We start from the raw sequence: 23,143 nt of genomic DNA on the forward strand, positions 1-23,143 counted from the left end.
TACTCATTGGACCGCAGCCGCGGCAGGGTGGGAGGAGCCGGCGGGGCGGTACGCCAGCTCGGCGGGGCGGAACTGGGGTAGTAGTTCCGCTCGGGTGAGTCGATAGCACACAAGTCCGGCACCCAGGAGCGCGGCGTATCCGAGCGCCAGTGCCGCGCCGAGCACAGGTACCGGCAGCCCCGCCGCGAGCGCCCAGCGCTCTAGATTCATCCCGAAAAATGCTCCCGGGTAGCACGAACGCAGCCACAGCAGCATCGCGTATGCGGAGAGCAGCATGCTTGCGGCCACCACTGCCGGCAGGAGGAAACTGCGCCATCCGGCTTCTTCACGGTAGCGTGGCCGGCTCGCGGGCGCCGTGAGCGGCGGATCCCAATGGTGCCCGGCTGCCCCCATCGCAATAACCACGAGCAAGCCCAGGGCTCCGGCGAAAAGATAGCGGCCCTGCACCCCGCCGATAATTCCCAATCCGCGGTACTGGTTGTAGGCCTGCACGATGAGCATGCCCAGAACCAGCACAATATTCGCGGTGAAGAGAAGGAGGCGCCAGCGCTTATCCGGGTGGGTGCCAAGGGCACGCGCGAGGAAAAGAACGGTGAGGAGGGAGAGAAGAATGAGGAGGAGCGGTGCGAAGGTGATATCCAGCCAGCCGAAATCCGACCAGAAAGAATCCACGAAGGAGGTGGTCACCCGCTCGGCGAAGAAACCGATATCGGTGCCCGGCTCCGTGGCTTGGGCCTGGAAACCATCGGGTTGGATCACCCCGTAGCGCACGATATTACGCAGCCACCAATACCCGCCGGTGAGAACACCGATGAGTCCCGCGCTCAACCCCTGAGCCAGGCGCCGCCCCCATCCACCTATACGAGGATTAGCGAGGAAGGCGAGGAAAACCACCAACCCCATGGGGATGAAGGTTCCTTTGCTCCACAGGCCAAGCCCTAAGGCAAGCCCGGCCGCGAACACGGTGCGCCACTGCCCGGAACCGAACATAGCTGCACTCACTGCCGCTATGGTGAGCGCCCCGGCCCCGATGAAGAGGGCGTCGTTAGTGACCGAAGCGGAGATAAAGCTGAGCATGGGGATGGCGTAGACCGTGCCGGAAGCAAGGAGCGCACCGCGCCTACTTAGCCCGGTACGGCGCGCCGCGAAAATAAGGCAGGGCACCAGAGGTGAGGTCAGCACAATGGAGTAGAGCCGCAGGATAAGAATCTGGCGGTCCCAGGGGGCATCCGTCATTCCGGTGGCGCGTAACACCAGGGCTCCGCCGGCGTAATAAAGCGGGGGGTGCTGGGTCATCTGATCCAGAATAGGGACTGTGCTTTCAGCCCGCGCAGAGCGGCGTTGCTCGTGCGGGAGGAGTTTCTGGCTGCGGTAGGAATCCGTATCCGCGCCGATCCAGGCATCTCGCCCCAACCGGGTGCGGTAGTGCAGGGAGTAGCTGGGAGCTCCTTCCACCAGCAGGCCGCTGGCCCGGGAGGCTTCAAAAATATCGCGGTAGAGCCAGCTTGTTCCCGGATCGGGCCACTGCCCGGTCTGCTCGAGTCGAATAACGGAATTGAGGTGGTGAGGTTCATCCGGGGTGCGCAGCGGCGGGCTGGCAAGCGCCCAGAGCATCTGCCAGATAAGGAAAAGAACCGTGAGGAGCCCCGCGCACGTATAGAAACGGCGTGAGCTCATGGTGGTATCACTGGTTCGCATACGGTCCTTCGGGGAATTCACGGGGCGCCCGGCGATCCCCTCCTCACCGGATGGTACCGGTAGGGCCGCGGGAAGCGCGCTGGTTATCCCAGTCTAGCTTCCGCATCACCGGCGCGGAGAAGGTATCGTAGTTCCCGTACATCGAGTAGCCGAGTGAGGGAACATTATGGAGATTCGGGAATTAGCGATTGCGGGCGCATGGGAAATCACCACCAAGCATTTCCCCGATGAACGCGGTATTTTCTTGGAAGCCTACAAATCCTCTGTTTTTGAAGAAACAATCGGCCACCGTTTGGATGTGCGCCAGGTGAATACCTCGGTATCCAAGGCCGGCACCGTTCGTGGTATCCATTTCGCCGATGTGCCGCCCAGCCAGGCGAAGTACGTAATGTGCCCGCGCGGTGCAGTTCTCGATTTCGTTATTGATATTCGGGTGGGCTCCCCCACCTTCGGGAAGTGGGATTCCGTTCTTCTCGATGATGACACCCGGAAGGCGATTTATATTTCGGAGGGCCTGGGCCACTGCTTCGTGGCCCTGGAAGATGATTCCACCGTGGTCTACCTGTGCTCGGCGCAATACGCTCCCGGGCGGGAACACGGGGTGAATCCGCTGTGCTCGCAGGTGGGCCTGGTATTCCCGGAAACTGATCGCCAGGGTAAGAAGCTTGAGCTGCTGCTCTCCCCGAAGGATACCGATGCTCCCGATCTGGATGAGGCCGAACGCAGCGGGCTCCTCCCGAGCTATGAGGATGTCCAGGCTTTCCTCGCCACCTTGCGGAGCTAAATATGAAGCGGGCTGAACTGTCCGCCCTCGCCAACCAGGTCACCGCGGTTGTCATTACCTATAACCCGGACGGGAACTGCGAAACCCGTCTCACCGCGTTGGCCTTGCAGGTGGGGCACGTGGTGGTTATTGATAACGGTTCGGAAGAATCGCGCCGGGCAGCCGTAGCGGAAAGTGCTCGTGCGGTGGGTGCCCAGTTCGTTCCGCTCGCCCAGAATCTCGGGATTGCGGCGGCCACGAATATCGGTATCGAACAGGCCCGGGCTCTCGGTACTCGTTTCGTGCTGCTCATGGATCAGGATTCCCTGGTTGGCTCGGATATGGTGGCCCGCCTGCTTGAGGTACTGGCCGGCAATCCGCAGATCGGTGCGGCCGGCCCCCTCCCCAGCGAAGAACGCGAAGGGGAGGACCAGCTGGTGTACGTTGCCCGCGAGTGGGCCCCCAAGCGTGCCACCGCGGCCGAGCTGGAACGCCCGGTGCTTGACGTTGCTTTCCTTATTGCCTCCGGGTGCCTCATCCGGATGGAAACGCTCGATGACGTGGGCGGGATGGGCACCGCTCTCTTTATTGACCACGTGGATCTGGAGTGGGGCGTGCGAGCCCGGAGCCAGGGGTGGCGCCTGGTGTGCGTGACGGCCGCCCGGCTCTACCATTCCCTAGGTGACGCCGTCGTTCTTCTTCCCGGACGCACGCAACCGGTGCACGTGCACGCCCCGATCCGCAATTATTACCTGGTGCGCAATACCGCCCGCGTTATTGGCAGTTCGCTATTCCCGGGCAAGTGGCGGGTGCGCTATGCCTGGTGGCTGGCGAAATACCTGGCCTTTAACGGTTTCCTCCTGGACCGCGGGGCCGAGCGGCGCCAGCTTATGCGCCAAGGTTTACGTGATGCGCGGCGGCGGCGCGGCGGGCGCATAGGTGACCCGGCAGTATGACACCGCGCCCGCACCGCCAAGCTCATCCAGCTCGCCCAACTGACCCAGCTGCCCCAGCTCGCCCCGCGAACCCGCAAGCTCCGGATACGCCGCCCTCCCGCGGGCTGTGGTCCCCCCGAGTTTTCCTTTTTTCTTTCCTCGCTTTTCTTTGCTACACCACCGGCTTGAGTCTGCTCACTCCGCTGCACGGTTCCCCGGATGAACCCGTGCATGAAATTTACGGCTACCAGGTGGTCACGGGGAATATTCCCCTCGAATCGGAGCGGGTGCTCGCCCCGCGCTACCTGCGCTCGGGTGCTCCCGATTGCTGGCGTACCACCCGCTCCCAAACCGCGTGGTGTTCGCCCCCGATCAGCTCGGATGCCACCCTGCGGGAAATGGGAACAAGCGCGGTCAATTACCCGCCCCTCTACTACGCCCTCACCCACCAGCCGCTGCGCTTCCTCAGCGGAGCGGCGGCGCTCTGGGCGGTGCGGCTGTGTTCAGCGCTCCTCTTTTCCCTGTTGGCGGCTTTCGGGGTATCGGCTTTCGCGGCCGGCCTGCCCCACCGCCTCGAATCCTTTATTGCCCTCACTGTCCTCACCCCGGCGTTCTTCACTTTCGCCGGTTTTTCCAATCCCCAAAGTCTGGAAATCGGGGCGGCCCTCGCCATGGCCGGATGCCTCATCCCGCTCCTTCGGCCCCTCCCCCCACGGGAAACGGCGCGGCGCTGGATCGCGGGGGGCTGCGCGGCGCTGCTGCTCATCATGGCGCGCCCGGTGGGCCCGTACTGGGCTATTGCGATGTGCCTGCTCCTGGCCGGAGTATTCGGGCGCGAGCGGGTACGCACGTATATTCGCACCCGCGCCTTCGCGATATTCATGGCCCTGTGCGCTGCCGGCTGCCTGGCCTGGCTGGCCTGGACCCGCATCTCCACCATCTACGGCCCCACCCCCACCGAAGTCACCAATGACGGCTGGAGCGCCCTCACCCTGCGCCTCCTCGGGAATTTCCGCTACTACATGCACGAAACGATCGGCACGGGCGGGTGGCGCTCCGTTACTACCTCGGTGCCGGTCACGGTGCTCTACTGGGTGGTCCTCTTCGCCGTGGTGGCGGCCGCGTGGCGCTGGGGGCAGCGGCGGCACCGCCTCTCCATCGCCCTGGCGTTTATTTCCCTGCCGCTCAGCGCCGTCCTCATGAATACCCTGGTGCTCAGCCGCACCACCTTCCCCATCTGGCAGGGCCGCTACGGCTTCCCCTTCCTCTTCCCGCTCTTCTGGGTGTGCGTGGCTGTTATAGCAACCTCCGGGCGCCGTCGTACCAATATAAGCGGGGCCCTGGCGCGGGCAACCTCCACCCTCTTTTTCCTGGCGACCGTTGATATCACGGTGCGGATGGCCTGGCGTTTTTACGCGGGTATCACCACGGCGCCGCTGTGGCGGGTCCTCACCGATACCCCGCCGCACGCACTCATCGGTGCCGCCCTCGCTATCGCGGTAGCGGGCACGTACCTGGTGCGCACGTGGCGTTACACCCGCAGATGTGCCGATTCTTGCCTGCCCGTCATATAATTCCAGGGGCTTATTTGTTATGAGATGTACGTCAATCAATAACTCATCGAGGTGATCATGGGCGGCAATGCTGCTGAGGCGCGTTCCATCGATTTTTCGCAGGACCGCCGGCGGGTAGTGCACGGGAAAATGTTCCTCCTCGCATTCCTCGGGTTCTTTATCTATGCGATGGGGCTCAGTTTGCTCACCCCGCTCAATGGCGGCCCCGATGAAACCCAGCACGAGATTTACGGCTACGCGGTGGTCACGGGGCAAATCCCTCAAAAAAGTATTCGCGTGGAGGCCCCCGCGTTTTTGCGGCGCGGCGCCCCGGATTGCTGGCGCCACGACCCGGCCGCCACCGCCTTCTGCTCGCGTATTTTCACCACGAACGACGAACTTATCTCCCAGGGCACCTCGGCGGTTAATTACCCGCCGCTCTACTACTACCTCACCCACTGGCCCCTACTGCTCGCCTCCGGGAAATACGTGCTGTGGGGTATCCGGGTGCTTTCCGCCGGGCTTTTCGCCGGGCTGGCAGCGCTCGGCTTTTCTTCTCTGTACGCGGGGTTGCGCAGCGCCGCGCTCCCCTATCTCACCATCGGTCTGCTGGCCCCGGGTTTCTATTCCCTCAGTGGTTTTTCTAATCCGCAGTCGATGGAAATCGGGGCGGCCCTGGCCCTCACCGGTTTCCTCCTCCCCCTCCTCAACCGGGTTCCCGCCCGCGAAGAATTGTGGCGGTGGATTGGCGGGGGGCTGGCCGCCATCCCCCTCATTTGCGCGCGCCCGGTAGGCCCCTACTGGGCGATCCTGCTCTGTTTACTTTTCGCTATTATTTTTGGGCGCGTAGCGGTGCGGCATTACCTGCGCACCCCCGGATTCTGGATTTTCCTCGGGCTGTGCGCCCTGGGATGCCTGGCCTGGTTCGGCTGGAATTACCTGGCCTCCACCTACGGGAAAGCACCCGATCCGGTGGCCAATAAGGGCGCTTTCCGCATGGGCCTGCAAATCCTGGGGACCATGCCCTATTACATACACGAAACAATCGGAACCGCGGGCTGGCGCAACGTGGAGCCGAGCAGCCCGGTTTCCCTGTGCTACGTGATTTTCTTCGCCTGCCTGCTCATTGCGGTCTACCGGGCCGGGGCGCGCCACCACCGCCGCGCGGTTATTTTCGGGGTGGTGGTGCTGCCCTTCAGCGCCCTGCTCCTCAATACCGCGGTGGCGGATCGCATCCCGCTCGTCATGTGGCAGGGCCGCTACTGGTTCCCCTTCTTCTTCCCCTTCTTGGTGACCTGCGCGGCGGCTCTTCTCCAGCACCACGAGCTGCGTGAACGTACCGATTCTGCCCGCGATTCGCGCCTGATTCCGGTGCTTTCGTTGGCCGGGGCGCTGCTTTTCGCCGTGACGACCATTGATTTCACGGTGCGGATGGCCTGGCGTTTTTATGTGGGCTTGCGTACCCCCGTCTTCGCGGTTTTATGGACGACGCCGCCCCGCGCGCTGCTGGGTCTCCTTTTGTGCGTGGGACTTTCCTGCGTGGTTGCTTATCTTGTGGTGCGCCGCTACCGCCCGCACCTGAGTGCGCTACGCTGCGCCTGGCGTGAGTATCTGCATCCGCAGACCTTAGCGGCGGGCCGCGCGGCGCGCGGCGATTCCGGCGAGGAGTCCGAGGCTCACGTCCGCGAGGGTCGTGAAAACACGCGAAAGTAGTACGACGACGACAACCGGCCCGCTCCCTACCGCGGTAGAAAGTACTGCGGCAAGAGCCAATTCCCGCACTCCCACCCCGGCCGGAACGAAGAACACCAGGAAGCCAACGGTCCAGCCGAGCGCGTAACCGCCGGTGGCGAGCAGGAAGGTGGGCAGCGAAGCGGCCATGCCCTGGTAGATGAGCATGAGCCAGAGTTGGGCGCCCATAAGGAGCCAGCCGGCCGCGGCCCACAGTGCCGCCAGGCCGGTACCCCGCCAGCTCAGCTGGGCTTCCAGCGCCCCGCGCCCCAGAATTTTCAAGCCCAGGCTAATGATCCTATTGAGGACCGGTGGGATAAGAGCTACCACGCCCACGGGAATGGCCAGGGCGAGCCAGCCGTAATCTTCCATGAGGCCGGCCGGGCCCAGGAGCAGTGCGAGGACCGCCAGTACCAGGCCGGTCACGATAGAGACCACCATGGAGAGGAGCAGCGCCACGAAGGAGCGCCGCCGGGCGATGGAATGTGCCGCACCCATTTCCGCGGCCGCCACGAAATTCCACACTCCGCCAGGCAAGTATTTCGCCACCTGCGAGGTGTAAAAAATACGCCGGGCCACCCGGGCGGGCACGGGCTGGCCCACGTCATTGAGAAGATAGCGCCAGGAAACCATCGTGCAGGCCACGTAGAGCAGGGAAAGCGCGATACCGGCCAGGCTCACCCACCAGGGCAGCGCCGCGAGCGCCTCCCCCACCGCTTCCCGGTTGGCCACGATTGCCCAGATCGCGGCAATAACCGCGAGGAGCATAAAGCCGGCCCGCACGGCTGGTGCTTGCAGGACGCTGAGGATTTTCTTCACCGGGGGCTCTTTTCCTTGGCGTGGTGGGTGGCCGCGCCCGTACCCCGCCTGCCCACTACCCGGTCGAGGGCCGCGAGGAGAGGGCGTACCACGTGGGCAGGGTGGAAAGCATGATCCGCGCGCTCGCTGGCTCGGGTACGGGCCGCGGCGATGGATTCCGGATCCGCGGCGAAACTCTCCAGCATATCGGCTAGGGCACTCGCATCCCCCGCAGGAACATAGGAGGCGGCGTCCCCGAGCATATCGCGCTGCGGGGTGGTATCGGAGGTGATGAGGGCCAGGCCGGCGGCCATGCCCTGGTAGGCCTTATTGGGAACCACGCGCTGGGCCTTATCCGAAGTTCCGAAGATGCCTAGGCAGAGGTCATGACCGGCGATTTCGCGCGGTAGCGCGACGGCGTCGACCCAATCCCGCCACGTCACCCGCACGTGGGTGCTTTCGCCTTCCAGGATCGCGCGCGCTTCGGCGTAATCTTGACCGGTGCCGATGAGGGTGACCTCGAGGTCTACACCGCGCTCCTCGAGGAGACGCAGGGCGCGCGCAATCGTGACGGCGCCCTGGAGCGGGGTGAAAAGGCCGTAGAACACCACGCGGGGCGGGGTGTGAACCGGATGCGGGCTGCGGGCCGCGAAGAAGCTTTCGGGCGAGCCCACGGGCACGACGACGCCGCGAGCGCGCAGGCTTTCGGGCATCTGCGCGAGGTGCGCGGGGGTATCCAGGACCGTGATGGTGGAGGCGCGAATGGCGGCGCTATCCAGGGTGCGCAGCAGGCGGTCTTTGATACCGGTGTTGAGGCCGCGATCGGTGGCGGTGGTGGAGGCGAAAATGAGGTGGTCGAGCACGATGGGGGTGCGCGGGAAGAGGAGGCGGGCCAGGAGCACATCGAAGTGGCCGAGGTAGCCCACCACGATAACGTCCGGGGCGTGCGGGCCGCGGAAGCGCCGGGAAGCTCGCACCAGATGCCACCAGTGCCGGGCAATATCCGCTCCGAAGGAAAGCGCCCCGCGCGCGCTGGCGAGGGCCGCTACCCGGCCGGCGGTGCCGGTATCGAGGGGAATATTGAGTTCGCGGACCGTGTGGCCGTGCTCGGCCAGCCCGCGCAGCAGCACCCCGACCCGGGGGTGGTTCGCGGTGTTGTAGGTGCCAAAGCCGAGGATTCTCACCGGGCGGCTCCCCCGTTCGGTGCGGCAGCCGGATCATGTGGGTGATCTGGGTCATCCACTTCGGGAGCGTCGAGGGCATTGGGGGCTTGGTCGGTGCTCGCCGCGGCAGCCAGCGGGCGCGGCGGGCCGAAACGCAGGGCTTTGATGCCTTCTAGTTGCTGTTCGAGGAGGACGCGGTTGGTTTTGAGGAGGTCGGCGATGATGAGGATGGTGATGGAGATAATGGAGGCCACGATCATGGCCGAGCCGAAAATAAGGGATTGGATATGGCCGGCGCCCTGCCCCATGAAGTAGAAGATGAGGAAGCGAATGAAGGGGATGGCACCCAGGATCCCGGTGATTGCCGCCGTCCAGCCCAGGGGCACATGGGGTTTGAACATGAGGTAGGAGCGCACAATCGCGGTCCCGGATTTGAACATGTGCTGGAAAATATTGGAGAACAGGCGTGATTCGCGGGTTTTCGGGTTGGTGGTGATGGGCACGGAATCGATGCGCAGCCGCTTATTTCCGGCTTGGATAATGGTCTCCATGCAGTAGGAGAATTGGGTGACCACATTGAGGCGGTAGAGCGCGCCCTTGGAGTAGGCCCGGAATCCGGAGGCGGCGTCCGGAAGTTTGGTGCCGGCCGCCCGGTTAACCACCCGGGAACCCACATTCTGCATGAGCTTCTTGAAGCGGGAGAAGTGCGCGATTTTTGAGGTTTGACGGTCGGCAATAACGATATCGGCATGCCCGGCCACGATAGGAGCCACCAGTTCCGGGATGGCTTCCTGGGGGTACTGGTTATCGCCGTCGGTATTCACCACAATATCCGCGCCGTTCGCGAGCGCGTATTCCACCCCGTCCCGGAAGGAGCGGGCCAGGCCCTGGTTGCGGGCGTGGCGCACAAAGTGTTTCACTCCGTAGGATTTCGCGACCTCAACGGTGGCATCGGTGGAACCGTCATCAATAATGAGGATCTCGATGCTATCGATGCCCGGAATTTCCTTAGGGATGGATTCCAGTACCAGGGGCAAGGTCTTTTCCTCGTTCAAACACGGAACCTGCACAAATAGTTTCATATCCCTCTCCGCCGCAGTCGCGATGATCCAGCACCTAGCCTAACAAGCTCCGCGGGCTCTCACGCGGAGCTACGCTGCTGCATGCCGCGGCACCGCCACGTCCTCGCCTCCCGCGTGCCGCGGGTCCGCTACAGTACAATTCAAAGAGCAGAAAGCCGATGCCGCCTCTTCAACCAAAGGATTCCGCCGTGACCACTATTTCTTCCTCCTCGGCCAAAGCCGCACTCCGCTCCGCGCTCCGCCACGTTCCAGGTGCGGAAGCTGCCGGTCGCAAAGTGCTCCAGAAGGTTCACTACCGGGTGCCCTGTTCGGAGCAGCCCCTGGTGTCCATCATTATTCCGGTGTACGGGCATTGGAAGGAAACATTTGCCTGCCTGAAGGCGGTGGCGGCAACCGCGGGGAATATTCCTTATGAAATCATCGTGGTGGATGATTGTTCTCCGGATTCCACCGGGAAGAAACTGGATCGTATTTTCGGCTTGCGGGTCATTCATATGCCGAAAAACGGCGGCTTTATTCGGGCCTGTAATACCGGCCTCCAGCATGCTCGCGGTGAGATCGTTATCTACCTCAATAATGACACCGAGGTCAGCCCCACCTGGCTTATTCCTATCGTGGAACGCATGGAAGATCCCTCCATCGGGCTGGTAGGTGCTCGTTTGGTATATGCGGATGGCACGCTTCAAGAAGCCGGTGGCGTCGTTTTTGCCGACGGCGTCACGGAAAACTATGGCAACGGCAATAATCCAGAAAACCACTCCTATACCTATTTCCGGGATGTGGATTATTGTTCCGGGGCGTGCTTAGCAGTGCACAAGTCGATTCTTGACGAGTTAGGTGGCTTCGATGAGCGCTATATCCCCGCCTATTACGAGGATACCGATCTAGCTTTTGAAGTGCGGCGCCTGGGCTACCGTACCGTTTATGAACCGCGCTCCCTTGTCATTCACCACGAAGGCGTCTCGAATGGAACAGATACCTCGCAGGGCACGAAGCGCTACCAGGTTATTAATAAGGCAAAATTCGCTCAGAAGTGGGCAAAAGAATTAGCATTACAGCCGCTGAGCCGCTACCAGGACCCGGACTTCGAAATGGAGCGTGCTGTTCATACCAAAAATGTTGTTATTGTGTGCGACGGCGCCGTTATCACCCCGGATCTGGACTCCGGCTCGGTGCGGATGGAGCAGATTCTGCTGGAGCTGCTCCGGCTCGGATACCAACCGATATTCATCCCGCAAAATAAGGAACGTCCCGAACCTTATGTTGGAAACCTGACGAAACGTGGAATTCAAGTAGTCTACGACTCGTTCAACGAACACGGCCAAACTAATATCAGCGCCTACGCTCTTACTATTTTGCTTCGTGGAAATGTACGCGGAGTGATCCTGTCCCGGGTCGGGGTGGCCGCAGCTGCCATCTTCCCGGTGACCCACGCACTTCCGGGCGTCCCCGTTATTTTTGACACGGTGGACCTGCACGGCACCCGCGAATTACGCGAAGCGAAACTGGCCGGTGATGATGCCCTTATCACCGCCGCGCATCAAACCAAGGAATTGGAGCTCGGGGTGATGCGAGCCAGCACCGCCACCCTGGTTGTTTCTTCCGAGGAAGCGAAGATGCTGCATGCGGACCATCCCGAACTTCCGGTCTTTGTGGTGGGGAATGTGCACGTCCCGGTGGAGCACCCCGCGAGATTGAAAGGGCGGCGCAGCATCAGTTTTATCGGTTCTTTCGCCCATCCCCCGAACGCGGATGGCCTGCACTGGTATTTCACCGAGGTGCACCCGCTGGTCCGCGAGGAACTGGGCGATGTTGAGGTCAATGTATACGGGAAGAACCCACCGGAATCGCTGCGCGTTTTCGAGGGGAACGGCGTGAAGCTGTGCGGCTACGCCGCTGATTTAGCTGATGTGTATAATCCGGCCCGGCTCTCCATCGCGCCGCTGCGCTACGGTGCCGGCGTGAAGGGCAAGGTTGGAGAATCTCTCTCCTGGGGCGTGCCTATTGTGACCACCGATATCGGTGCGGAAGGCATGGGCCTGGAGGATCGCCAGACTGCGCTGATCGCCAATAGCCCGGAGGATTTCGCGCGGGCCATTGTGGACGGTATGCGTGATGATGAGCTGTGGGAACGCCTCTCTACCGCGGGTGAACGCCATATTCAGGAGATTATGGGCGTGCCCCGCCTCCACCAGGATCTCGCAGCCGCCTTTGACTTCGCGGGGATCACGCGCGTCTGATCGTGCCGTTTGCTCACTAACGCACTGGTGCACCGGCTGCTGCTAGGGCACCAGTGCGTTACTCCGCGAGCGTGACGATGGTGAAGTCCGCGTGCGTCTCTATCCGCAGGCGCGGGTCGGAAGCAATCTGCTCACGCAGAGCCTGCGCTTCCGCGGCGAAAGCATCCGCGGATCCCTGTTCTATTCCCCAGCGGAAATCAAAATTCGGGATGACCACCGCTTGCACCTGCCCGGTATAGAGCACCTGCCACACCGAATGCCCAAAGTTCGCGTGCGAGCCGATCACGTCCTGCATTTCCGGCGTCCAGTTCTCCCGAGCCCGGGCCACATCTTTATCGCCGAAGGTGTTGTAGAGAACCAGATCCGATTCGCTGGCAATCACCCCGGCCAGGAAATCATTACCGTCCGAGACCGGAGAACTGAAAGCCACCACGGCATCGTCCGGCAAGGCCGCATCAAGTTTTTCTGGAATCTCACCGATAAGAGCCCCAAGATGGGTGGCCCGGTCGCTAGCGCCTACCGCCAAGCTCGCGAGGTTCGGGGCGGAAGCCAACACCGCCAGCGCGGCCAGCACTCCGCAGGCCACCCGCCGCCAGCTGCCTCGCGCTTCCCGGCGCACCAGCGCGCTAATGCCGCTCGCGAGCGCCGCGAGCAGGGCCAGGCGAACCACCAGCATCCAGCGGTAGATAGCCCGCATGAGATCAAGGCCGGGAAGCTCCTCGTAGAGCGGTGCCCACGGGAAGGTCCATAAGGCTTCCGAGCGGGGCATAAGATAATCAGTCACCTGAATCGGCGGGGTCAAAGGCCCTCGGATCTCCCACCATTTCAGTGAGGGCCCCAGGGCAATAACAAAGGCCACCAGGGCCACTCCCACCCACAGCAGCACGTAGCGGCGCGACCCGCGCGCCCACACCAGCACACAAACGAGCAGCACCAGCGCGGTGATACCGATGTAATTCCAGCGAACGTTGGTGCCGTCTCCCCACATCAGATCCGCATCGAGCCCGATTCCGAAAAGATCGGCCCACCATACGCTCGAGGTGGGGATAACCGTGGTGGCAACATCCACGCCCATGGAACGGAAGAAATCTTCGCTGGTACCCATACCGGCCAAGGCCCCACCGGCGCTGCGGTAATAGACCACGAGCGCCACGGCGCTCGCCACCGCCATATAAACAAAGCCCCGACCGGCATCGGGTAGGCCGCGGCGCCCGCGCAGCAGCGGCAGCACAATAACCACCACCCCGGCGATGAAACCGAGCATGACGAAAGAATAACCGTCAAGGAAAACAGCCCAGGTGAGAACCCCGCACCAGCTAGCTAGAGCAAGAAGCCGGCGCCACCAGGGCGGCCGCAGCCAGAATCGCAGCAGCACCACGCCCACGTAGACAGTGGCGGGTAGGAGTAGCGCACCCCAGAAGGTGGTACCGAAATTCCCCATGCCGATAACGGAAGGGTTGATCATCCATACCGCGGCCGCTATCCCAGCGATCAGACGGTGTGAGGTGAGCCAGAAGAACAGCCCGTACGCGCCCACCAGTGCCAGGAGGATCCAGATGAGGTACCACGCAGAGAGCGCGGCGGCGTCGTCGCCAGGAAAAATAAGTGCAAAGAAGGTGGCCGCGCGGCTAAAAATACCACCGTTGACCGCGGCGGTGCCTTCCGGGAAACCGATGATCGGGCAGCGGCCTTCTTGTAGGTACAGGCGCGGGAACTCGGTTCCGCATTGGAGGCGCCCGAGGTCGGCCACCCAGGCGTGTACCGGGCCGATGGCCCACGCGTTCACGCCGTAGATAAAGGACAGGGCGATGGAGTAGAGGAGGGCGCCCAGGCCCGCGAAGCCGCGGGTGCGCCATCGCAGCGGCGCGCTGCGTGGGTGGGCTTCGATAACTGGCACGTGGTTCCCCTCTATCCGCTCTATCCGCGGGAGCGATGGTGACCGCGAACGGTATTATTGCTCGGTTCCGCTCCCCGCCTCGATCTTAACATTGTGAACATAGACTTCGGGGAAGGTTTTGACGAATCCCGTGGTCATGCCATCGGATTTGGTGGTGAAGAGTGCAACGCTATTGCGCCGCTCGATTTCAATATCAGCACTGTCGAGAATCGCGAGATTGACGATATAATCGCCCTCCCCGATATGCAGATCGGGGAGCACCACCATGATGGTGGCGTAGTCTTTTTCTACCGCGGGGAGGGGAAGCTGGAGGCGGCGGCTGGACATTCCGAAAACCGGGGTGCCCTCGTTCATAGTGGCGATTTCCACCACCACGCCGTAATCGCGCATGGGTTCGTGAGCCACCAGATCGAAGGCAATGCGCATGGTATCACCGGAAATATGCACGAAAAGTCCGTCGTCGGAGGTACGCACGCCGTCCACAATCGCGGCATTGTCAATACTGCACGGGTGGGTATCCACCGCAGTGAGCACCCCGCCGTTCTTTTCCGCGAGTTCGGCGAGCATTTGTTCCTGGTAGCCCTGGTGGAGGCGGGACATCGCGTCACGCACATCCCCCACCATAACCATGGCGCCTTTATCCAGAACGACGGCGCGATCGCACACCTCAATCACTTGCGCCGCGGAATGTGACACCAGAATAATGGAGCGCCCTTCGCGCTGGAATTGACGAATTTTCTCCATGCATTTCTTCTGGAAAGGCTCATCACCCACCGCGAGCACTTCGTCCACGAGCAGGATATCCGGGTCGGAATGCACCGCCACCGCGAAAGCGAGGCGCACGTACATCCCGGAGGAATAGAACTTCACCTGGGTGTGGATGAAATCCCGGATCCCGGAAAACTCGATGATGGAATCAAGCTGGGCGTCGATCTCCGCTTCGGACAGGCCCAGGATAGAAGCATTGAGATAAATATTTTCCATGCCGGTGAGATCCGGGTGGAAACCGGCCCCCAATTCGAGGAGTGCGGCCATGCGCCCGCGGGTACGAACCTGGCCGGCATCGGGGGTGAGAATCCCGCCGATCACTTTGAGGAGGGTGGATTTACCCGAACCGTTCGCCCCCACCAGGCCCACCGATTCCCCGGCGGCCACGTTGAAGGACACATTTTTGAGCGCCCAGTATTCTTCCGCGTGGGTGCGCGAACGGGCGGCATTGACCAGGCGTTCCTTGAGGGATTTATCTTTGTGGACGATGAATTTCTTCGAAACTCCGTCAACTTGAATGACGTCGGGACGTGACATAAGAATCCTTGACTCGCCTTTCCTTTAGAGTTCCTGCGCGAAATTACGTTGCATACGGGCGAAGTAGCGCTGCGCGAGCCAGAGAAGCACCAGCCCGATGATCAGGAAGATTCCCAGGCGGGTGAGGAGATGGGAGGGCAGCAGGGCGTCCTGCCCGGCCGCCCAGAAGGAATGCTGGAAGCCCATAACCGCTACCGAGGTGGGGTTGAGGAGATAGAGGTTAATCATCCAGCTCGGCGCCGCCCCGGCGATCATCGCGAAAGAGTAGACGGAGGGGGTGAGCCAGAATCCGATGAGAAGAATAACCTCCACGAGGTATTGCACATCCCGCAGATAAACATTCGCGGCGGAAAGGAACAGCCCGAAGGCCACCGCCCACACCACCACCACGGCCAGGGAGATAGGGAAGTAGATGAGGGCGCTCCCCCACGGCACCCCGCGAATAATGAGCGCCCCGCATACCAGAATGGCCAGTTGGGAGAGGAAGTCCACAAAGGCCGCGCCGGCGGCGGAGAGCGGGAAGATTTCGCGCGGAAGATACACCTTCTTGACGATCCCGGAATTACTCACGATCGCCCCGGTGGAGGCCGCCACGATCTGGGAGAAAAGCCCCCAGGCGGTCAGCCCGGCGAAAACATAGATGGCGAAATCGGGGATGGCGCGTTCGGCGCCCAGCACTTTGCCGATGGCGAAGTAGTAGATGAGCAGGTTAATGAGGGGCCGCACCAGGGTCCACACGTACCCGAGCACCGAATCCTTGTAGCGTGCTTTGAGTTCGCGCCGGGTGAGCAGGCCCAGGAGGTGGCGATGGTCGAAAATATCGCGGACGGAAGCTCGCCATCCGCTGAAGAACCCGGTGTCAATAGCCACGCGCGTGAGATCTTGGCTGGCGAGTTTCTCGAAGCGTGCTTGCGCTTCGGGACTCACCTCGCGTTCGCGCTCTGCTGCCATACCCGACCTTTCCTGCCGGCATCCGCGCTGATGGCTCCCCACCCGGGTTAGCCGCGCGTATGCACCTATCTGTCTCATATTACCCAGGTGGGGGCCGGACCGCGCGCAGAATCGCGCACCGTCAGCGCCACCTCGCATCGCCTTGTACGATAGAGAAAGTAAGTTTCACCCGGGAGCCGCCGCGGCTATGCGAGCCGCGCTTGCCGCCCCGCGGAGGATGATAGGCAGTCATGAGTGTTTGTGTTCTTGTTCCCGCCGGAGCCGGGCCCGCTTTAGCGCGGGCCCTCCCCTACCGTGTTGCGGAGCTCATTCCGGGCCAGCCCGCCCCGCGCGCGGATCTCGCGGCGGGAGAAACGATCACCGCGGTGGTGACCGCTCCCGGTGCCATCACGAAAACAGCCCTCGCGCAGCTCCTGGCCAGCCCGGAGCGTAATACCGCGTGGTGCGCCCCGCTTGCTGGAGATCCGAACGGATCCGATTCCCGCAGCGTCCTCGCGGTTCCCGCCCCGGTCTACACTTTTGATTCGCGGGCGCTCCACCTGTGCGGCGGCCTCGATACCGCCTTCTCGCTTCCGGCCCTGGCCGTGGATGCCCAGTGGCGCCTGAGCGCCGCCGGAGTACCGGGTGAGCAGCGCACCACCGCCCTCCTCGAAACCGGCACCCCCGATCTGGATACCACCGATTACCTGCGCATCCTCACGAAGAATCTTTCCCCGGCCTACCAGCTGGAATTCCTCGCCCCGCTCTTCACCGCGCTGATCGATCACCCGATCCGCAGCTCCGAGGTGGATACCGCGGCCCTGGATCTAGCCCGCCGCCCCGGGAACGACGACGTCCCCTCCCTCCCCGTCCCCTCCACCACTTTCAGCGGTGCCCAGGTGGTGCGCGACTGGAGCGCCTCGCTGGCCGGCCTGGAAGACCGGCACGCCGCGGCCATCGCCGCCGCCCGCATCCCGGATCGCCGCCTGCCCCATATGGCCGATTTCCTTGACCGGGTCTGGGCCAGCGCCGGTATTCCCGCCGCCGAACGGGATTTCCTGGAAAGCGCTTTCGCTGATGTGCGCCGCGATGATGAGCCGAGTATCGCTTTCGCGGTGGCGGCTTCCGATACCGCGGCCCGCGCCCGTTTCGAGCAGATTGCCGGCGCGCTTTCTGAGCCGCTTTACCTGTGGGATCCGGAAAGCAAAGAGCTGAGCGAGCGCAGCGCCGATCCCGCCGCACCGTTCCAAGCGGCGCGCCGCGATATGGCCAGCGCCGTCGACACAATTGCCGTGACCTATATTCTCAATCTCCCGGCCCGCGCCGTTCCGTGGAGCGGAACCCACGGGGTGATCATTGCCGATGTCACCACCGCGAATCTCACCGCGATGGTCCGCACCGATTGGGTGGGGGTGACCGGCACGGAAAGCGTGGGCGCGAACGCCAGCGTCCTCAACGAAACTCTCACCGTTGCGGACCGGGTGATCACCGCGGATACCGCCCAGCGTGATTTTGTGCTCGGGGCCCTGTCCGGGAACTATCGTTTGGATCAGAATACGTACGACGACGATCACTCCCTCACCAGCCTCGTCGCCCAGGAAAACGGCGGTATTGCGGCGGCCCTCGCCGCGCTACGCTCCCCCATCCACGCCTATGAGCGAGTGGAAACCACCCAGCTGTACGAAGAGCCCGGCAAGCCCGGTGCCCGCAAGCATCCCCACCTGCGCCGCGCGCTGCGCGGCCTAGCCAGCACTCTCAAGGGAGAACGCAAGTGACCTCTGTTTCCGTTATTCTTGTCAATTTCCGCGGGGCGGAGGATACCATTGCCGCCGCGCACTACCTGCGTGAATGTGATTGGCCCGCGCAGGATCTGGAGATCGTCGTCGTCGATAATAATTCCGGGGATGGTTCCTACGAGCGCCTGCGCGCCGAACTGCCCGACTGCCAGGTACTGCAATCGGGCGCCAACCTGGGCTTCACCGGGGGCTGCAACTTCGGGGTGGAGCATTCACGCGGGGATATCGTGGCTTTCCTCAATAATGACGCCCGGCCCGGCAAGAAGTGGATTCGCGCCGCGGTGGAAGCGATTGAAGCGGACCCGAAGGTGGGCTGCGTGGCTTCCAAGGTGCTCACCTGGGAGGGTGACAGAATCGATTTCGTCGATTCCTCGATGACGTGGTTCGGGATGGGCTACAAGCGCGAGGCGGAACGGGAAGATACCGGCGCCTGGGATACCCCGAAGAATGTGCTCTTCCCCACCGGCGCCGCCATGTTCGTGCCGCGCCGCGTTTTCGAGGAACTGGGCGGTTTCGATGACCGCTACTTCATGTTCTACGAAGATGCTGATTTCGGCTGGCGCGCCAACCTGGCCGGATACGATGTGCGCTACGTGCCTGAATCGGTGGCCTACCACCGCCACCACGTCACCATGAAGAAGTTCGGGAATTTCCGGGAAACGTATTTCCTGGAACGCAATGCGCTGGCCTGCCTGTACAAGAATCTCGGCGATGATCTGCTCCGCACGGTTTTCGCTCCCGCCCTCGCTTTTGCCCTGGAGCGCAGCGCGGAACGCAGCGAGGTGGAGGAACGCCGCGGCCCGGATTCCTACCGTGCCGCGGAAGGCACCATCACGAAAATGGCGGCCACCGCGCCCTACGCGGTCTCGTATTTCCGCGATATTTTGCCCTCCCTCGTGGAATCGCGCCGGGAGATCCAGGCCGAGCGCAAGAAATCCGATGCGGAGATTATCACCCTTATGCGTAATGCCATGGAGCCGGCCTATCCGCTGCCGCGCTACCTGGACCTCCACGAGGCACTGGCGCGGTTCTTCGGCATCGCGAAGCGTTTTTCTGGGCAGGCGAAAGTGCTGGTAGTCACCGGTGAACCCATCGGGGAAAAAATGGCCGGTCCGGCTATCCGCGCCTGGGAGATGTGCACCCGCCTGGCACTTGAGCACCCGGTGCGGTTGTGTTCCACGGCCGGAGTTGGCAAGGTAGCCCCCCAGGCTTTCGAGATCCACAATGGCGATACCGATACCCTGCGCGCCTGCACCGATTGGGCCGACGTCATTATTTTCCAGGGCTTCCTGCTGGAAAGCGCCCCGTGGCTTATGAGCTCGGAAAAAATCATCGTGGCCGATATTTACGATCCCATGCACCTTGAGCAGCTCGAACAGGCCCGCGACCAGGGCCCGGAGGGCCGCGAACGCTCCATTACCGGCGTGACCGGGGTGCTCAACCGGCAGCTGGCCCGCGCCGATAAATTCCTGTGCGCCTCGGATAAGCAGCGCAATTTCTGGCTCGGGCAGCTGGCGAGCATGGGCCGTATCAACCGCAATGTCCTCCCCGACGGTGCGGATGTGCGCAGCCTCATCGATATTGCCCCCTTCGGCCTGGGCGAAGAAGCACCCCGGCAAACCGAGCACGCCATCCGCGGGAAGGTTCCCGGCATCGGCATGGATGACAAGGTCATCCTGTGGGGCGGCGGGGTCTATAACTGGTTCGACCCGCTCTCCCTCATCCGCGCGGTCGCCCAGCTTTCCCGCACCCACCCGGATGTGCGCCTCTACTTCCTGGGGATGAAACACCCGAATCCGGGAGTGCCGGCCATGCGGGTTGCTTCCGAAGCGGTGGCCCTGGCCGACGAGCTGGAGCTCACCAACCGCTTTGTATTCTTCAACCACGACTGGGTCCCCTACCACGAACGCCAGAACTACCTGCTGGACGCAAACGTGGGGGTCTCCACCCATTTCGAGCACGTGGAAACCCAGTTCTCCTTCCGCACCCGCATCCTCGACTACCTGTGGGCGGGGCTACCCATCGTGGCGACCAGCGGGGATTCCTTCGGGAACGCCCTCGATAGCGAAGGCATCGGTATCTCGGTGCCCCCGCGTGACGTGGAGGCCCTGGCCACCGCGCTCGAAACACTGTTATACGACGACGCCGCAGCGGCCCGCGCGCGTGCGAATATCGCCGGTTTCGCCCAGCAGTTCCACTGGGATAGGGCGCTCGCCCCGCTGCTGGAGTTCTGCCGGCACCCGCGCCGGGCCGCGGATCTGGCTTTCCGCACCGGCGACGATGTGCCGGGAACCATGCTCGGCTTTATCGACCCCGGTTTCAACCCGGTGCGCGATCTCAAACTCGTGGTGGATTACCTGCGCACCGGCGGCCCGAAGGTGCTGGCCTCCAAGGTGAAGTCCCGGCTGCGTAAATACCTCTAGGACATCTCGGACGCCTCGTGCTCCTGCGGCAGGTGCACAGATGCCCGCGGATCGCTCTTCGCGTTCCGCGGGCATCTTCATGTTCATGCCGCTGGCATTATGGGCAAGCTGCTACGTTGCGGCGCTGTACTGCCACAATGCGCCGCCACGCCGCCCTACGTTGCCGAGGGAATAATAAGGGCGTAGCCGTACATGCAGGCGGTCACAATTGCCAGGCCCCAGGTTACGGAATGGCGCAGCTTAATCCAGGCAGCAGCCGCGCAGAAGAGTGGGATAAGAACCATGCCGTAGCGGTGCTGCATAAAGGTGAGGGAGCCGGCGAGGATATTGAAACCGAGCACCACCCCCGGTGCGATACCGAGGAAGGACACCGCGGCAGCCTGGCAGAAACGCTGCTCCAGAGTAGAGTGGCGTTCCAGGATCCAGGCCACGCTCACAATGGCGGTAATTCCCAGCCAGAGCGCCACGCTCGCGAAGGGTGACTTCGGGTATTGCTCGGCTGTCCCACCAATCCCGGCGAAAACAATTTGCAGCGCATCATCGGTCATATAGGGCAGCTGGCGCAGATCGAGCACCCCGGTTGGATCCACCACAATATCCGGGCGTGCCACCGTAATGAAGGGACGGATAACCAACCAGGCCCCGCCCGCTACCGCGGACACCAGCCCGAGGGCGCCAATTTCCCACCAGCGCGGCAAGGCGGCAGGCTCCGCGGCAGCTTTCTTACCCCAGCCGTTTCCGGGCCGCATCCGGTACCACACCAGGAAAATAAGGGCCGCCACCACCGCGAAAATATTTTGCATTTTCACCACGCAGGCCACCGCGGCAATAAGAAGCAGCCAGCCGAGAGACCATTGCCGGCGCGCGTAGAAAATACTCCCGAAAATAATGAGGGTGCCCACCAGGAGATTGAGAGCATCCGGAGTGATATAGCAGTTCGTGGTGCGGAAGGTGGGCATGGAGGTGATGAGGAGCGGCACCGTGAGCGCCATCGCCCAGGTGGCACCAACGCGACGCATTCCCCAGGCAAGGACCGTCATCCCCAGCACCAACCAGAGCACGCTGGTGAGGCGAGCGCTACCCAGCAAACCCATCCCGAGCATCATAAACGGCTTAGCCAGCCAGGCGGTGAGGAAGTAGTAGACCGGGGAATGCACCCCGGCGGTGGTGTAGCCCGCGAAGGGGAGCTTCTCATCAGGGAAATCACCCCCGCACACTCCGATAGTTGCCGAACTCACCGGATTGGAACCGAAACCGAGGCAGGCCAGCACCTCACGGGCGTACGAATCCGTGGCCATCCCGTCACGCACCACGATCCCGCGACCGGCCTTATCAACCGCATCAAGGTACACATATTCATCGAAGGGAGACAGGTGCGGATTGGTGATGATGAAGTGCAGATTGAGTGCCCCACCCAGAATCCCGAAGAACAACAGAACGGCTAACCACACCACCCAGGGGCGCCCGGCACTGATTCTGCGCAACCGCGATACCAGAGCCGCCCGATGCTTAGAGTGCTGAGAAGATGAAGCGGCCTGGGGCGCCCGGACATCTGCGTGTGTGGCTGCAACCATGGATTTCCTTGAGATGGACAACGTTTCACTTGCCGCGTTATCTTATCGCGAAGTACCACCCCTCATATAGGGCACACAGCACGGGCGTTCGTTCAAGCCCGGGCCTCAATGGCCTAAAATCAAAGAATGACTTCTGAGCAAGACAGGCACCCACGTCTCGTCGTTCTCATTCCGGCTTGGAATGAAGAAGAGGCGCTGCCGGCGGTTCTCACCGAATTACGCCAGGCAGTACCGCACGCATCCCTCGTGGTCATTAATGATTGCTCCCGGGATGCCACCGCCCAGGTGGCCGCGGCCGGCGGGGCAACAGTCCTCAATCTGCCCATTAATCTCGGGGTGGGCGGGGCGATGCGTACCGGATACCTGTACGCCTGGCGCCACGGTTTTGACCGCGCCGTGCAGGTGGATGCCGATGGCCAGCACCGCCCGGAAGATATTGCCCGCCTCCTCGAAAAGATGGATGCCACCGGTGCGGATATTGTGATCGGGGCGCGTTTTGCGGAACGGGGCTCCTATCGGGTGCGCGGCCCGCGCGCCTGGGCCATGCGCTTCCTCTCCCGCGTACTCTCCCGCGTGCATCACACCCGGCTCACGGATACCACCTCGGGTTTCAAGCTCACGAACCGGAAGGCCATCGGGGTGCTCGCCGATGAACTCCCGGCCGAATACTTAGGCGATACCATCGAGGCTCTTATTATCGCCAGCAAAGCCGGGCTGCGCGTTACCCAGGTAGGCGTGGAGATGCGCGAACGGCAGGGCGGCACCCCCTCCCATAACCCAATCAAAGCCGCGCGCCTGCTGCTGCGCGGTATTATCGCCATGGCGGTAGCCTCTACCCGCCCCGGCCAAAAAGATCTTGACGGAACCGAAGGAAGGCAATAACGTGCTCTACCGCCTCTTGCCGATCGCCGCGAGCATCCTCTTCCTCGTGTACCTGTTCATCCTGCTGCGCTCGCGGCGGATGAAACAAACCTACGTATATATCTGGTTCCTTATCGGCATTGGCCTGCTCGTTATTTCGATCTGGCCCCAGGTTGTTTTCCTCGTCTCCCAAGCCCTCGGTTTCAAACGCGCCTCCAATATGATTCTGGTGATCGCGTGCGTGGTGCTCCTCATGGTAACGATCCAGCTGTCCACCGCCGTCTCCCGCTTGGAAGAAGACCGGCGGCGTTTGGCTGAAGAAATAGCTTTACTGCGCGCGGAGCGCGCTGCGCCCCCAGCCGAGGCGTAAACTTCATGTGCATCAATACAGGAA

At 62.5% G+C, this 23,143-nt stretch carries 17 protein-coding genes; 9 read left to right on the plus strand and 8 right to left on the minus strand.

Annotated features, from left to right (window positions below; all coding sequences use genetic code 11):
- Positions 1 to 3 precede the first annotated feature (3 nt).
- A complete protein-coding gene (locus CYJ17_RS08955; protein WP_143231859.1) occupies positions 4 to 1,698 on the minus strand; it encodes a DUF2142 domain-containing protein in 1,695 nt (564 codons plus the stop codon).
- Between the two features lie 166 nt (positions 1,699 to 1,864).
- Here CYJ17_RS08955 and CYJ17_RS08960 point away from each other — a divergent pair, with 166 nt between their 5' ends.
- The 4 genes from CYJ17_RS08960 to CYJ17_RS08975 all read left to right on the plus strand — a co-directional run bounded on the left by CYJ17_RS08960 (position 1,865) and on the right by CYJ17_RS08975 (position 6,662).
- Positions 1,865 to 2,482, plus strand: coding sequence for a dTDP-4-dehydrorhamnose 3,5-epimerase family protein (locus tag CYJ17_RS08960; RefSeq protein ID WP_087070513.1), 618 nt, complete (start codon positions 1,865 to 1,867; stop codon positions 2,480 to 2,482).
- Between the two features lie 2 nt (positions 2,483 to 2,484).
- Complete coding sequence (locus CYJ17_RS08965) at positions 2,485 to 3,417, plus strand: glycosyltransferase family 2 protein (protein WP_087070512.1); 933 nt, start codon at positions 2,485 to 2,487, stop codon at positions 3,415 to 3,417.
- A gap of 164 nt (positions 3,418 to 3,581) precedes the next feature.
- On the plus strand, positions 3,582 to 4,970 hold the full coding sequence (locus CYJ17_RS08970; protein ID WP_159455003.1) for a DUF2142 domain-containing protein: 1,389 nt from the start codon (positions 3,582 to 3,584) through the stop codon (positions 4,968 to 4,970).
- A 57-nt stretch (positions 4,971 to 5,027) separates the two neighbouring features.
- The gene (locus CYJ17_RS08975) at positions 5,028 to 6,662 is read left to right on the plus strand and encodes a glycosyltransferase family protein (protein WP_087070510.1); all 1,635 of its coding nucleotides are present in this window, start codon (positions 5,028 to 5,030) and stop codon (positions 6,660 to 6,662) included.
- Here CYJ17_RS08975 and CYJ17_RS08980 read toward each other — a convergent pair.
- From CYJ17_RS08980 to CYJ17_RS08990, 3 genes are read right to left on the minus strand one after another with little or no spacing between them, the layout of a single operon-like run.
- Positions 6,576 to 7,499, minus strand: a complete 924-nt coding sequence (locus CYJ17_RS08980; RefSeq protein ID WP_087070509.1) for a lysylphosphatidylglycerol synthase domain-containing protein — start codon at positions 7,497 to 7,499, stop codon at positions 6,576 to 6,578. The genes CYJ17_RS08975 and CYJ17_RS08980 overlap by 87 nt on opposite strands.
- Positions 7,496 to 8,662 (minus strand): glycosyltransferase family 4 protein, encoded by a 1,167-nt coding sequence (locus tag CYJ17_RS08985; RefSeq protein ID WP_200807174.1) that lies wholly within the window; start codon positions 8,660 to 8,662, stop codon positions 7,496 to 7,498. Before CYJ17_RS08985 ends, CYJ17_RS08980 begins: the two co-directional genes overlap by 4 nt.
- Positions 8,659 to 9,723, minus strand: coding sequence for a glycosyltransferase family 2 protein (locus tag CYJ17_RS08990; RefSeq protein ID WP_087070508.1), 1,065 nt, complete (start codon positions 9,721 to 9,723; stop codon positions 8,659 to 8,661). Before CYJ17_RS08990 ends, CYJ17_RS08985 begins: the two co-directional genes overlap by 4 nt.
- 188 nt (positions 9,724 to 9,911) lie before the next feature.
- On the opposite strand from CYJ17_RS08990, the gene CYJ17_RS08995 reads away from it, so the two are divergent.
- The gene (locus CYJ17_RS08995; RefSeq protein WP_180948901.1) at positions 9,912 to 11,963 is read left to right on the plus strand and encodes a glycosyltransferase; all 2,052 of its coding nucleotides are present in this window, start codon (positions 9,912 to 9,914) and stop codon (positions 11,961 to 11,963) included.
- A 58-nt stretch (positions 11,964 to 12,021) separates the two neighbouring features.
- Here the strand turns inward: CYJ17_RS08995 and CYJ17_RS09000 are convergent, their stop codons facing one another.
- The 3 genes from CYJ17_RS09000 to CYJ17_RS09010 are packed head-to-tail and all read right to left on the minus strand — an operon-like array spanning position 12,022 to position 16,116.
- Positions 12,022 to 13,860 (minus strand): hypothetical protein, encoded by a 1,839-nt coding sequence (locus CYJ17_RS09000; protein WP_087070506.1) that lies wholly within the window; start codon positions 13,858 to 13,860, stop codon positions 12,022 to 12,024.
- 54 nt (positions 13,861 to 13,914) lie between these two features.
- Entirely contained in the window at positions 13,915 to 15,165 is a 1,251-nt protein-coding gene (locus tag CYJ17_RS09005; RefSeq protein ID WP_087070505.1) for an ABC transporter ATP-binding protein, read from the minus strand.
- A 24-nt stretch (positions 15,166 to 15,189) separates the two neighbouring features.
- Complete coding sequence (locus CYJ17_RS09010; protein ID WP_087070504.1) at positions 15,190 to 16,116, minus strand: ABC transporter permease; 927 nt, start codon at positions 16,114 to 16,116, stop codon at positions 15,190 to 15,192.
- A 230-nt stretch (positions 16,117 to 16,346) separates the two neighbouring features.
- On the opposite strand from CYJ17_RS09010, the gene CYJ17_RS09015 reads away from it, so the two are divergent.
- Entirely contained in the window at positions 16,347 to 17,870 is a 1,524-nt protein-coding gene (locus tag CYJ17_RS09015; protein ID WP_087070503.1) for a hypothetical protein, read from the plus strand.
- Complete coding sequence (locus CYJ17_RS09020) at positions 17,867 to 20,314, plus strand: glycosyltransferase (RefSeq protein ID WP_087070502.1); 2,448 nt, start codon at positions 17,867 to 17,869, stop codon at positions 20,312 to 20,314. The genes CYJ17_RS09015 and CYJ17_RS09020 overlap by 4 nt, the downstream gene beginning before the upstream one ends.
- Before the next feature lie 155 nt (positions 20,315 to 20,469).
- Here CYJ17_RS09020 and CYJ17_RS09025 read toward each other — a convergent pair whose 3' ends face one another.
- Complete coding sequence (locus tag CYJ17_RS09025) at positions 20,470 to 21,888, minus strand: glycosyltransferase family 39 protein (RefSeq protein ID WP_143231858.1); 1,419 nt, start codon at positions 21,886 to 21,888, stop codon at positions 20,470 to 20,472.
- Between the two features lie 126 nt (positions 21,889 to 22,014).
- Between CYJ17_RS09025 and CYJ17_RS09030 the strand changes: the two genes are divergently transcribed.
- Positions 22,015 to 22,770 carry a glycosyltransferase family 2 protein gene (locus tag CYJ17_RS09030; protein ID WP_087070500.1) on the plus strand — a complete coding sequence of 252 codons (756 nt, stop codon included), beginning with the start codon at positions 22,015 to 22,017 and terminating at the stop codon, positions 22,768 to 22,770.
- Positions 22,745 to 23,119, plus strand: a complete 375-nt coding sequence (locus tag CYJ17_RS09035; RefSeq protein WP_234984475.1) for a DUF2304 domain-containing protein — start codon at positions 22,745 to 22,747, stop codon at positions 23,117 to 23,119. The genes CYJ17_RS09030 and CYJ17_RS09035 overlap by 26 nt, the downstream gene beginning before the upstream one ends.
- Positions 23,120 to 23,143: the final 24 nt, after the last annotated feature.

Source organism: Actinotignum timonense, assembly GCF_002860685.3.
Lineage (GTDB): Bacteria > Actinomycetota > Actinomycetes > Actinomycetales > Actinomycetaceae > Actinotignum > Actinotignum timonense.

Coding starts and splice junctions, on each gene's coding strand:
- CYJ17_RS08955 (WP_143231859.1), bottom strand. CDS start 1,698: ATGCGAACCAGTGATACCACCATGAGCTCACGCCGTTTCTATACGTGC.
- CYJ17_RS08960 (WP_087070513.1), top strand. CDS start 1,865: ATGGAGATTCGGGAATTAGCGATTGCGGGCGCATGGGAAATCACCACC.
- CYJ17_RS08965 (WP_087070512.1), top strand. CDS start 2,485: ATGAAGCGGGCTGAACTGTCCGCCCTCGCCAACCAGGTCACCGCGGTT.
- CYJ17_RS08975 (WP_087070510.1), top strand. CDS start 5,028: ATGGGCGGCAATGCTGCTGAGGCGCGTTCCATCGATTTTTCGCAGGAC.
- CYJ17_RS08990 (WP_087070508.1), bottom strand. CDS start 9,723: ATGAAACTATTTGTGCAGGTTCCGTGTTTGAACGAGGAAAAGACCTTG.
- CYJ17_RS09005 (WP_087070505.1), bottom strand. CDS start 15,165: ATGTCACGTCCCGACGTCATTCAAGTTGACGGAGTTTCGAAGAAATTC.
- CYJ17_RS09010 (WP_087070504.1), bottom strand. CDS start 16,116: ATGGCAGCAGAGCGCGAACGCGAGGTGAGTCCCGAAGCGCAAGCACGC.
- CYJ17_RS09015 (WP_087070503.1), top strand. CDS start 16,347: ATGAGTGTTTGTGTTCTTGTTCCCGCCGGAGCCGGGCCCGCTTTAGCG.
- CYJ17_RS09025 (WP_143231858.1), bottom strand. CDS start 21,888: ATGGTTGCAGCCACACACGCAGATGTCCGGGCGCCCCAGGCCGCTTCA.
- CYJ17_RS09030 (WP_087070500.1), top strand. CDS start 22,015: ATGACTTCTGAGCAAGACAGGCACCCACGTCTCGTCGTTCTCATTCCG.